Raw genomic sequence first — 12483 nt, 5'->3', positions numbered from 1 at the left:
TTCGACATGAACGCAGTATATTCAAAATCTTAAACAACTTAATATGTGTATGTCGTGTAGTTTTATCATATTCTGTACTGTCAAAATGTAGCAAATCATTGCAGAATTCGGGTATTGTTTTTCTTTATAAAATTCCAACACGGACACCGATATGATTGGCGCATTGATGCTAGACATCGCTGGCACAGAACTTACTCAAGAAGATATTGAACTATTACAGGCACCGCAAGTAGGCGGCATGATTTTATTTTCACGAAATATACAATCACCTGAGCAGGTTCGTGCTTTAACCGATCATATGCGTCATATCAGACCCGATATTTTAATTGCCGTCGATCAGGAAGGCGGTCGGGTGCAGCGTTTAAAACAGGGCTTTACCTTGCTGCCTGCCATGGGTCGCTTAGGCGAACTTTATCTGACTGAACCTGAACGTGCTGTGGAATTGGCTGAACAATGTGGCTGGCTGATGGCCACCGAAGTGCTTGCTGTTGGGATTGATTTCAGTTTTGCCCCGGTACTGGATTTGAATGATGTCAGTGATGTGATTGGTGATCGCGGTTTTGCCAAAAATATTGATGATATTGTTCCCCTTGCCCGTGCTTTCATCAAGGGTATGAAACGTGCGGGCATGGCCAATACCGGTAAACATTTCCCGGGCCATGGTTCGGTTAAGGCCGATTCACATATAGCCGCACCAGTAGATTCACGTTCCTATGAAGAAATCTATCATAAGGACATGCAAACCTTTATCCAGCTGATGCCGCAACTGGATGCCTTGATGCCCGCACATGTGATTTATGACCAGGTTGATCCGAATCCTGCTGGTTTCTCACCCTACTGGATTCAAAATATTTTGCGTCAGCAACTCAACTTTGATGGCGTGCTGTTCTCCGATGACTTAACCATGCAGGCAGCCTGTGTTGCCGGTGGTGCCGATGCCCGTATTCAGGCTGCACTCAAAGCTGGTTGTGATATGGGTCTGGTCTGTAATGACCGCTCAGCAGCATGTACGGCATTAGAAGGGATTCGTGATTTGCCTTTACCGAATCAAACACGTCTGGAGCGTATGCGTGGTAAAATTCCAGAGATTAGTGTTGGGCAAGCGCTGGACTTGGGAGCAGAATGGCAAAAAGTTCGCGATAGCATCGAAAACTTTAAAAAATCATTGAATTAATACGACAAAAGGAACACGACAAGGTGTTCCTTTTTCTTTATGATAAACAAAAATAAAAGTATGCTTAATTCAGCTCATTTTGCTTTGCATCAAAACTAAAAATAAGCAAAACTGGCAACGTAAGATAATCGACCAATAAACAACCAAAGTTAAAAACTAAAAAAAAGATAAGGTCAAGATGACATGACACAACAACTTTCAGAACATCGACATATTTCATTTACTGCCCATTACACTGGTTACATCTGGTATACCATGGGAATTTCTCATCCAGTTTTTGCGACCTCTAAAGGGAAAATGCTGGCCAAACTGGTGCATCCTTTAGAAAGCTGGGCTGAAAAATTTGTCGGCGGCAGTATGCGTACCACCTTAAAACAACGCCACTGCATGATTGATCAGCATCTGGCCCAACTGATCGAACAGCATCCAGATTTACAGGTGCTTGAAATTGCCAGCGGGCTTTCTCCGCGTGGCTGGAGTTTCCGGCAGAAATTTCCTGATATTGATTATCGTGAACTGGATTTACCCGATATGGCAAAAATCAAAACCCAAGCTTTAAAACAGATTGATGCCCATAGTCCGGAAGTTTTATCGGTAGACTTATTCACTGCGGATTTTGAACAGGCTTTTCATGTATTTGATCCCAAGCGCCCCTTGGTGGTGATTAGTGAAGGCCTGATCAACTATTTTAACCAAGACATGTTATTACAATTGCTTAAAGCAATTCATCATTATGGGCAAAACTTTAAAGAACTGCATTACCTTACCGACATCTATCCAGAACCGGTGAAAAATAAACTGGCCAATTTTATTTGGGCCAGCAGTAAATTACTGAAATGGATGTCCAAGAGTGCATTTAGTTTCCATTTTATTAATCCCCAGCAAGCCCAGGCATTTTTCCAGCAAGCCAGTTTTGAACAGGTCAGTATTGTACAGCCACAGCAGTATTTTCAAAATTCAGCTGTACCCCTCACCTCTAACGAAGAACACTTAGGTGATCTGGTCTGGATGATTCATGCAAGCAAAAAAAACAGCGTTATATAACGCTGTTTTTTTGGGATGGATCACAAATTAACTGACCGATTCTAAAACCGTCATCACTTCTTTTTGTCGTTGCACATAACGCAATAAACGTTCCGCCACATCAAAACTGCCATGCTTGAATAAAGCCCGAACTCGTGTTGGATAAACTTCAAAAATTAAGCACTCAATTTTAAATTGACCTTCTTCATCTTCCAGATGCAAGGCCAAATCACGTGGATACTGTGCAACTTTGTCAGTCACCCCAAGAGTAAACTCAAGTAAAACGCCAAAAAAGTTTAAATCGACAATATGCGTGGAAAAATGCAAATCTGAATGACGATGAGTTAATACGGTCATCGGTTTTTGTACGGCAATTCGTTCTTCGCCACGGCGCTCCAGGGTCAGCAACTGGGCACGTGTCATCGGGATAATCCCTTCTACAGTCTGAATAGATTGTCCCTGCAGGAAGGTTGCAAACAGGCTCATGGTTTCTTTACGGCGCTGTAATTGCGGTACATGGTCGGCATTTGCAATCATTGCAAATTCCATATCTGGACATTGCAAAGCAAAATTGGCATTTTCATGTGGCAAGGTAAAACTGTCATATTGCCCACATGCCACCAGTACTTTACATTGCGGAATAGGGACATCGGTTAAACGCAATAAGCGGCTACAGTTAATTTCATAGCGGTCTTGCTCGGTGGCGGTAAATTCGGCCATTTGCCTAAAGAACAGACGTTTAGCTGTCGGTGACATACGGGTTTGGTCGATTTTGGCATGATTGACCAGATACAGAATCACCGCCTGACCAAACTCATCCATGCGCTGTTCATTCATTAAATGCAAAGATTCTTCCAGCAACATACGCCAGCTTTTACGCGTTTTTTGCATCACGCCCATCAGAATCATGCGATCGACCAGTTCCGGACGTTGCACGGCAAAACTTGAAGCCACAACCGAACCGAGCGACATGCCCATCACTGAAACTTTGGGTAAATTTTCAATATCGACCCACTCACCCAACATTCGAGCCAAATCAGGTAATTCCAGTGTTCCCGCAGAAATACCGGTATCGCGATTGGTAATTTGCTGATTGGCACCCATGGAAGGCAGGTCAATTAGAATGATCGGGCCTGCACTGAGCAATTGTTCCACACAATATTTATAAGAATTAAAATTTTGAAAAGCCCCCCCAATAATGACAATGGGAGTGTTATGGATGGTTTCTGGCTGAGCAATAGCCATATATTCAATTTTCCAGCCATCAATCCAGGTGGTACGTGCCGGTTGTTTAAAACTGTTCCTATGGTAAAGATCAAAAAAACCAGAATTTGAGTTTGATTCTTCTACTTCCGAGTCCATTTGGATCATGGAATTCATATCCCTTCCTCCATTCTTGCCTTATTGTTATTTTGCAAGAAAATAAATATAGAATTTCTGCGTCATGCTGCGTCCATTCTTCGCTGTAATTATCAGACTTCACTGTCTTTATCTTTTCATAATATACAGAGGACGCTTGCTCAAGCAACTGATTCCATAACCACTTATCTAAATTTAGCTAGAAAAGGATTTCAAAATATTAACAGTCCGAAAGTTTCAGGGACTTTTTTCTGAGCAGGTGCTTCATTGTCGGGTTCCAGACTGTTACTATCGAAGATGTAATTTCTAAGTGATCAAACCGCTATGCAAGATTCGATTGAACAATATATGCAAACGGTAGGACAACAGGCACGCCAGGCTTCTCGCGTGTTAGCAAGCGCTTCTACCCAAACCAAAAACAATGCCTTATCTGCAATTTACACTGCATTACAAGACAGTGAAGCTGCAATTCTGGCTGCCAACCAAATCGATATGACCAATGGTCGTAACAATCATTTGGACAGTGCATTACTTGATCGTTTAGAACTTACCCCCAGCCGCTTTAAAGACATGCTGCATGGCTTGAAAGATGTGATGAACCTGGTTGACCCGATTGGCGAAATCACTGACCTTGCCTATCGTCCTTCAGGCATTCAGCTCGGAAAAATGCGCGTACCTTTAGGTGTGGTGGGCATGATTTATGAATCGCGTCCGAACGTGACTCTGGAAGCCGCCTCACTTGCCTTGAAATCAGGCAATGCCATTATTTTGCGTGGCGGTTCGGAAGCGTTGCAATCGAACAAGGCGATTGCTGAAGCAATTCAGCACGGTTTAAAGGCTTCAGGCTTGCCTGAAACTTCGGTACAGGTCATTAATACAGCTGATCGTGCCGCAGTCGGCCATCTGATTACCATGTCTGAATATGTGGATGTGATTGTTCCACGTGGAGGCAAAGGGCTGATTGAACGGATCAGCAATGAAGCACGTATTCCGGTGATCAAGCATCTGGATGGAAATTGCCATGTCTTTGTTGAAGCACAGGCCGATTTGCAAAAAGCCCTGCCCATTGCACTCAATGCCAAGACCCATCGTTATGGCGTATGTAATGCCATGGAAACCTTGCTGGTGGATGAGAAAATTGCAGAAGATTTCTTGCCAAGCATTGCTGAACTGTATGCAGAAAAGCAGGTCGAGCTGCGTGGCTGCCGTGAAACCCAGCGCATTCTCGGTTCAAGCGTCAAACCGGCCAGCGAAGAAGATTGGTACACTGAATATTTAGGTCCAATTTTGGCAGTTAAAGTGGTGAGCGGAATTGATGAAGCCATTGATCATATTAACAAATATGGTTCACACCATACCGATGCCATCATTACCGAGAACTTTAGTCTTGCGCGTCAGTTCCTGGCCCGTGTCGACTCAAGCTCAGTGATGATCAATGCCTCTACCCGTTTTGCCGACGGTTTTGAATATGGTCTGGGTGCTGAAATCGGCATTTCCACCGACAAGATTCATGCACGTGGCCCAGTCGGTCTAGAAGGTCTGACTTCGCAAAAATGGGTGGTATTTGGGGATGGTCAAATTCGCCAATAATTCCTCTATCTAAAGTATCTTTAAGTGTTCAGTTTCAACCCTGAAGCTGGACACAGCGACTACACTATCCCTGCCCTAAATTTTGTAACATGATAAAAAAACTGAAAAAGATAAAAGGGAAATCACATGTTTTATTATTTGATCATTTGTACCTTTTTACTGGCATTACTGGTTTCTTTTACAGTGATGAAAATTTTTTCCAATTCGATTAATGCCATTCTGGCACGCATTATTCACGATCCGATTCATGAAGCCTGGGCAAAATACACCAAATTTGCCGGCATGGTGGTCGGAACATCTTCAGGCATTCGTATTTACGATATGGAAAAATATATCACGCCGCTGACGTATACCGAGAATGACAAGAAAATTGTGATTGAACTGACTCAAGAGCGCTGGGTACTGGAAATTTACCGGACAATTATTGAAACCTTGCAAGGTCTGGCCTGGATGATGCTGGTGTTTTTTATGGTGGCATTGATTGCCTATGTTATTGTACGCTGGTCAGAAATCAAGTATCAAAACTAAGCATAAAAACAACACTTAGCTCCTGCTCAAAATTCATTTCTCATGCTAGGGTTAAAGGCGTACAGGAAAGAGCGTTTATGCTTGAGTACTATTTTATTAATAAATGAAAACCATCAACCAATAAATTCTATTTATTATTATTTCACTGGTCGATAGTGCTTAAGTCTAATCTCCTAAAGTCTATCTAGGACAGAAAATCAACACATGATACAACATGCAGACTGATCTGAATTGCATTGAAATGTACTGCATAAAGATCACTTTAGGGACGACTTATTTCAATTAAAATTCGGGTATTAAAACGTGTCTACATCAGTATTAGTTATTAACTGCGGCTCATCTTCTATTAAATATGCACTCGTTTCAGAACGTCGTGAAGATCGTATTTTTGGTTTAGCAGAAAATTTAGGTTCTGCTGAAGCACGCATTAAGGGTGTCACTGTTGGTGGCGCGCCACTCGAACTGTCTATTCCACATGCCGATCATGAAAAGGCTTTGGAAACCATTTTAGAACGTCTTTCTCATTATAATCCTCAAGCGATTGGGCACCGTGTCGTACATGGTGGCACATTGACCAAAGCTGAGTTATTAACACCAGAAATCATTGATCGTATTCGTGAAGCGACGCCACTTGCCCCGCTTCACAACCCTGCTCACCTTGTAGGAATTGACGCGACCATGCGTTTGTTCCCGGACCTTCCACAAGTGGCAGTATTCGATACAGCATTCCACCAAACCATGCCAGCGCATGCTTACCGTTATGCTGTACCAAAATTCTTATATACAGAGCACAACGTGCGTCGTTATGGCTTCCACGGTACCAGCCATGCTTACGTGTCTGAACGCGGTTCAGAATTGGCAGGCAGCTTAAAACAAGGTGGCTGGTTAACTGCACATTTAGGCAATGGTAGCTCGACCTGTGCCATCTGGAATGGTCAAAGTGTAGATACGTCAATGGGCCTGACCCCGCTTGAAGGCATTGTGATGGGTACCCGTAGCGGTGATGTCGATCCAAGTTTGCACAGCTTCCTGGCTGCCAACTTGGGCTGGGATGTGTATAAAATTGACAGAATGCTGAACAAAGAAAGTGGTTTGCTCGGTCTATCAGACAATCTTTCAAATGACATGCGTACCTTGATTGAAGCATCAGAACAAGGCAATGAAGATGCAACGCTGGCCATTGAAGTATTCTGCTACCGTTTGGCTAAATCTCTGGCTGCTTTAAGCTGTGGCCTGCCACGTCTTGATGGTCTGTTCTTTACCGGCGGTATTGGCGAAAACTCGGCTTATATCCGTGAAAAGACCATGGCTTACTTACCTCACTTCGGTTTCAACTTAAGCAAAGAACAAAACAATAATTTAAAACGCGGTACAGAAGGTCGTATTGATGCTGGCACAGGTCCTCAAATCTGGGTCATTCCAACCGATGAAGAAGGCCGTATTGCCAAAGAAACAGCACACGTTGTAGAAGGCGAGGTAAATCAGTCAGCTGCAAAAAAGCCTGAATGTGAGACTACGATTGCTTAAGCAATCGTAGCCTACTTATGCTTTCAATAAATCCCTTTATGATTTAGAAAAAATTATGAAAACAATACTTTTGGTTCCTACAGAAATTGGTGTTGGCTTAACGTCTGCATGTCTTGGTTTAATTTATGCATTGGAATGCCAAGGTGTAAAAGCAGGTTTTCTAAAGCCTTTCTCTCAAGAATTACAGCCTGAAGTAGATCGCACCACTGCACTGTATCGTCACCTGTTCAAGCATGAAACCGTTGAACCGATTTCCTATGCGGCCCTGACTGAACGTTTAAAAAATGATGAAAATGACGAGCTGCTTGAAGATGCAGTACGTTTACACCGTGAAATTTCCAAACATCACGATGTCATTATTGTAGAAGGCGTGCTACCAAACGGACGTGATCCTTTTGCGACAGAACTCAATGCCACTCTGGCGAAAGCGCTTGATGCCAAAGTGATTATTGTCAGCAATGCCGACATTAACAATGCGGCAAAAACCGCGGCAAAAGTTGACAATCAATTACGCTTCTTTGGTGGTGCGACTTGCGAGCGTACTGCAGGCGTATTGTTCATGCGTACCAAAGGCTTGCCGGAAGATTCTGCACAGATTCCTGTGACGCTTGATCCAAACCTGCGTTTAATTAGCGATACCAACCGATTTGTGAGTGCAATTCAAAGCACGCACCCAATGATTGGTAAAGACTGTATGCCAGTCATTGGCTTAGTTCCATTTAGCAACACTTTAAGTGTGCCACGCATGTCTGACTTGGCTGTGCATATTTCTGCAGAATGGATTAACCAAGGTGAAGCAGCACAACGCCGTGTATTACACAGCAGCTTAATTGCATCAAATATTGAACACGAAATGCATAAATTCGTGGCAGGTGAACTCATCATCAGCGGTTCTGATCGTGTTGATGTCTTGCTTGCAAGTAGCTTGGCAAGCAGTAATGGCATTCCACTGGCAGGTTTGGTTTTAACTGAACATCAGGCACCAAGCACTCAAGCTTTAGAATTCTGTCAAACAGCAATCAAAAATGGCTTGCCAATTTTACACACCAAATTGAGCACTTTTGACACAGCACAACAATTGCTGAATTTAAGCAATGAAATTCCGGTAGATGATACCGAGCGTGCTGAGCAGGTGACCCGTTTCGTGGCCAGCCACATCAATGCAGACTGGTTAACACAGTTAATCAGCGATACACATAAACCACGTTTATCTCCTTCTGCATTCCGTCATGAACTGGTGCAAAAATCAATTGCAGCGAAAAAGCGCATTGTTCTTCCTGAAGGGGATGAACCACGTACCATTCAGGCCGCAGCAATTTGTCAATCTCGTGGAATTGCCCACTGTATTCTGCTGGCAAAACCTGAAGCTGTGGTTGAAGTAGCAAAAGCACGTGGAATTGAATTACCGCATGATTTAGAAATTCTTGACCCAGACCTGATTCGCGAGAATTATGTCGGAAAAATGGTTGATTTACGTAAAGGCAAACTCAACGAGTTACAAGCGCGTGAACAGCTACAAGACACGGTAGTTTTAGGCACCATGATGCTGGCTCTTGATCAGGTTGATGGCTTGGTATCTGGCGCAGTCCACACGACAGCCAATACGGTTCGTCCTGCATTCCAGTTAATCAAGACTGCACCGGATTACTCACTGGTATCTTCAGTATTCTTTATGCTGTTGCCGGATGAAGTTTATGTTTATGGTGACTGTGCGATTAATCCTGATCCAGATGCAGAACAACTGGCTGAAATTGCTATTCAATCTGCAGACTCTGCTAAAGCGTTTGGTATTGATCCGCGCATCGCGATGATTTCTTATTCAACCGGTACTTCAGGTGCAGGGGCGGATGTAGAAAAAGTAGCCAAAGCGACTGAAATTGCCAAGCAACGCCGTCCAGACTTACTGATTGATGGTCCATTGCAATATGACGCAGCTTCGGTTGAAAGCGTAGGTCAGTCTAAAGCACCAGGCTCGCCAGTTGCAGGTCGCGCGAATGTATTTATTTTCCCTGACTTGAACACAGGTAACACTACCTATAAAGCAGTGCAACGTTCTGCCAATGTGGTGAGTGTTGGTCCAATGTTACAAGGCCTGAACAAACCTGTGAATGACTTATCACGTGGTGCATTGGTCGATGACATCGTGTTCACTATTGCATTGACTGCCATTCAGGCAGAGCAACAAGCGGCTCAATAATTCGTAAATTTAAGTTTTCCAAACCATCTGATTGAAAAATTGGGTGGTTTTTTTTGATATTTTAAAATTTAACTTATCTATTCACCGACATTTTATTAAGCATGGCTTAATCAAAACTTTTGCGCCAACCACACCGTATGCCCTGTACAGTCCTGATCTTCCGCGACCATCTTTACCACTTCAAAACCGTGATCTTTCAATAATTGGCGATATTCATCTTGCGACAAACTGGCATGATACAGTACATCACCAAACAGATCTCCAAGAGTCTCTCCATGACTTGGCCCACTGGTGAACATCAAAGCTGCCCCTGTTTCAGCCAACTTAGAAAACTGAGCAAACATCTTGCGCTGATCATCTTGAGTCAAATGAAAAAAACTGTCCCACGCTAAAATCCCCTGAAACTTTTGCCCTAAATCCAGCTGACGCATGTCTGCCTGAATCCAGTGCTGTTCAGGAGAGTTGTGCTTTGCCATTTCAATCATCGTATCTGAGCTATCCACACCCGTCACGGCATGACCTTGTTCAATTAAATAAGCCGCAACTGGTTTTCCCGAGCCACAGCCCAAATCCAGTATTTGAGCATGTTCAGGAATCAACGAAAGAAAATGATCGAGCCAGGTTTTTTCATACAGAAACTGGCCGCGTAATTCTGTCCATGCACGTGCATGCTTCTTATAAATTTTAATAATATTTTTGGCAAACTCAGACTGATCTTTCATAAGCAGTTTTTCTAAATGTTACTCTCTAGAGTATAGGCAGATTTAGATCTAGATTTGAAGATTTGAAGATTTGAAGATTTGAAGATTTGAAGATTTGAAGATTTGAAGATTTGAAGATTTGAAGATTTGAAGATTTGAAGATTTGAAGATTTGAAGATTTGAAGATTTGAAGATTTGAAGATTTAGAATGTTTTTATTTTTGAGAAAATTTAAAGCAAAAAAAGAAGATAAAGCCTGTGCCTAATCTTCTTGCTGACCGCAACCCTCTCACTGCACGATATAAAGAAAAATTCATGACGGGAGCAATTGAAGGACGTCTGTATTTATCAGATAAGATTTGATGCACTTATGATGTAAAAATTTTAGGACAAATTTATGACAACTTGACCACCTTCAACCCTACTAAGAAAACAGAAAAATTAAATTTTACTTTTCAATAATCCCAGATAAGAAATAAATTAAAACCATTTCAATCAATATTTTAAATGTCATTTTTACCCGAAACAAGGATTACCCTTGTCACCTCTATGACAAAAATCACTAAAAAACGACCATTCATTTGTGCTGAAATTCACCATTAAACTTTCGGCCAAAAAGCACGCAAAATGCCCACAAAACCTGCTTTTTATCTTATAATTTAGCCCGCTAGCTAACAGCCCGCTCAAGAGATATTTGATATGACAACTATTATCAAGCAAGATGACTTGATCACATCGGTAAAAGATGCGCTTCAGTTTATTTCTTACTATCATCCACAAGACTTCATCCAAGCGATGAGCCGTGCCTATGATCGTGAAGAGAACAAAGCCGCAAAAGATGCTATTGCACAAATCTTAATTAACTCCCGTATGTGTGCAGAAGGCCACCGTCCTATCTGTCAAGATACCGGGATTGTGAACGTATTTCTTGAAGTGGGTTTAGACGTTAAATTTGATTTAACCATGAGCCTGGACGATGCAATCAATGAAGGTGTGCGTCAAGGTTACCTGGAAAGCTCTAACGTACTTCGCGCATCAGTTTTAGCTGATCCTGCATTTGGCCGTAAAAACACCAAAGACAACACGCCTGCAGTCATCCATTACAAACTCGTACCGGGCAACAAAGTCGACATTACTGTTGCTGCTAAAGGTGGCGGTTCAGAAAACAAATCTAAACTTGCCATGTTAAACCCATCTGACTCAATCGTGGACTGGGTACTGAAAACTGTTCCAACTATGGGTGCAGGCTGGTGTCCTCCAGGTATGCTCGGTATCGGTATTGGTGGTACTGCGGAAAAAGCCATGATGCTTGCCAAAGAAGCATTGATGGAAGAGATCAACATGGACGAATTACTTCGTCGTGGTCCACAAAGCAAAATGGAAGAACTCCGTATTGAGATCTTCGAAAAAGTAAATGCTTTAGGTATTGGCGCGCAAGGTCTTGGCGGTTTAACTACTGTTCTTGATATTAAAATTAAAGATTACCCATGTCACGCTGCAGGCAAACCAGTCGGTATGATTCCGAACTGTGCTGCAACTCGTCACGCACATTTCCAATTAGATGGTTCAGGTGTTGCTCACATTCAAGCACCTAAACTTGAAGACTACCCGGCTGTAACCTGGGATTCTTCATCTTCTAAACGTGTTGACCTAGACAACATCACACAAGAAGAAATGAACTCTTGGAAACCAGGCGATACTTTATTGCTTAACGGTACAATCTATACCGGTCGTGACGCTGCGCACAAACGTATGGTTGATATGTTGAATAATGGTGAAGAACTTCCTGTAGACCTTAAAGGCAAGTTCATTTATTACGTTGGCCCTGTCGATCCAGTAGGTGATGAAGTGGTTGGTCCTGCTGGTCCAACGACTGCAACACGTATGGACAAATTCACTCGTCAAGTGCTTGAAGCTACTGGCTTGTACGGCATGATTGGTAAAGCGGATCGTGGTTCTGCTGCTGTTGAAGCGATTAAAGACAACAAAGCAACTTACTTGATGGCTGTCGGTGGTGCTGCTTACTTAGTATCAAAAGCAATTCGCGAAGCTGAAGTTGTGGCCTTTGCTGACTTGGGTATGGAAGCAATCTACAAATTTGTCGTTAAAGACATGCCTGTTTCTGTAGCTGTAGATGTGAACGGTACTTCAATTCACGCAACTGCACCTAAAATCTGGCAAGCAAAAATTGGTAAAATTCCAGTCGTTGACGCTGCTGCAAACTAATTTGCCAAAGCTAAAAAAAGCACCCATTAGGTCACTGCTGTCCCACAAATATCACAAGAAGAACCTCAATTGAGGTTCTTCTTGTTTTCGCCATTTTTTATCAGGCACAAAGAGTGACCTTAAAAGTTTCCTTTCAAATAAATTGACCTGAATAATTCG

At 42.7% G+C, this 12483-nt stretch carries 9 protein-coding genes; 7 read left to right on the top strand and 2 right to left on the bottom strand.

Features of this window, described 5'->3' with window-relative positions:
• Positions 1-151 precede the first annotated feature (151 nt).
• Both nagZ and FTU91_RS02890 read left to right on the top strand, forming a co-directional pair.
• On the top strand, positions 152-1174 hold the full coding sequence (gene nagZ, locus FTU91_RS02895) for a beta-N-acetylhexosaminidase (RefSeq protein ID WP_180080887.1): 1023 nt from the start codon (positions 152-154) through the stop codon (positions 1172-1174).
• 183 nt (positions 1175-1357) lie between these two features.
• Positions 1358-2218, top strand: a complete 861-nt coding sequence (locus FTU91_RS02890) for a class I SAM-dependent methyltransferase (RefSeq protein WP_086197486.1) — start codon at positions 1358-1360, stop codon at positions 2216-2218.
• A 27-nt stretch (positions 2219-2245) separates the two neighbouring features.
• Here FTU91_RS02890 and FTU91_RS02885 read toward each other — a convergent pair whose 3' ends face one another.
• Entirely contained in the window at positions 2246-3577 is a 1332-nt protein-coding gene (locus tag FTU91_RS02885) for an alpha/beta fold hydrolase (protein ID WP_180080885.1), read from the bottom strand.
• Between the two features lie 303 nt (positions 3578-3880).
• Here FTU91_RS02885 and FTU91_RS02880 point away from each other — a divergent pair, with 303 nt between their 5' ends.
• From FTU91_RS02880 to pta, 4 genes are all read left to right on the top strand, one after another.
• A complete protein-coding gene (locus FTU91_RS02880; protein ID WP_086197488.1) occupies positions 3881-5146 on the top strand; it encodes a glutamate-5-semialdehyde dehydrogenase in 1266 nt (421 codons plus the stop codon).
• A 126-nt stretch (positions 5147-5272) separates the two neighbouring features.
• On the top strand, positions 5273-5674 hold the full coding sequence (locus tag FTU91_RS02875) for a hypothetical protein (protein ID WP_016168218.1): 402 nt from the start codon (positions 5273-5275) through the stop codon (positions 5672-5674).
• A gap of 303 nt (positions 5675-5977) precedes the next feature.
• On the top strand, positions 5978-7201 hold the full coding sequence (locus tag FTU91_RS02870; RefSeq protein ID WP_086197489.1) for an acetate/propionate family kinase: 1224 nt from the start codon (positions 5978-5980) through the stop codon (positions 7199-7201).
• 55 nt (positions 7202-7256) lie between these two features.
• Entirely contained in the window at positions 7257-9398 is a 2142-nt protein-coding gene (gene pta / locus FTU91_RS02865; RefSeq protein ID WP_180080883.1) for a phosphate acetyltransferase, read from the top strand.
• 110 nt (positions 9399-9508) lie between these two features.
• Here pta and FTU91_RS02860 read toward each other — a convergent pair whose 3' ends face one another.
• Positions 9509-10120 carry a class I SAM-dependent methyltransferase gene (locus FTU91_RS02860; RefSeq protein ID WP_086197491.1) on the bottom strand — a complete coding sequence of 204 codons (612 nt, stop codon included), beginning with the start codon at positions 10118-10120 and terminating at the stop codon, positions 9509-9511.
• 677 nt (positions 10121-10797) lie between these two features.
• Here FTU91_RS02860 and FTU91_RS02855 point away from each other — a divergent pair.
• Positions 10798-12324 carry a fumarate hydratase gene (locus FTU91_RS02855; protein WP_086197492.1) on the top strand — a complete coding sequence of 509 codons (1527 nt, stop codon included), beginning with the start codon at positions 10798-10800 and terminating at the stop codon, positions 12322-12324.
• The last annotated feature ends 159 nt before the right edge of the window (positions 12325-12483 follow it).

Origin of the sequence: Acinetobacter sp. YH12201, from assembly GCF_013418145.1 — a bacterium.
Taxonomy (GTDB): Bacteria; Pseudomonadota; Gammaproteobacteria; order Pseudomonadales; family Moraxellaceae; genus Acinetobacter.
Note: the sequence above shows the minus strand (reverse complement) of the source record. Positions and strands in the feature narration are given on the sequence as shown.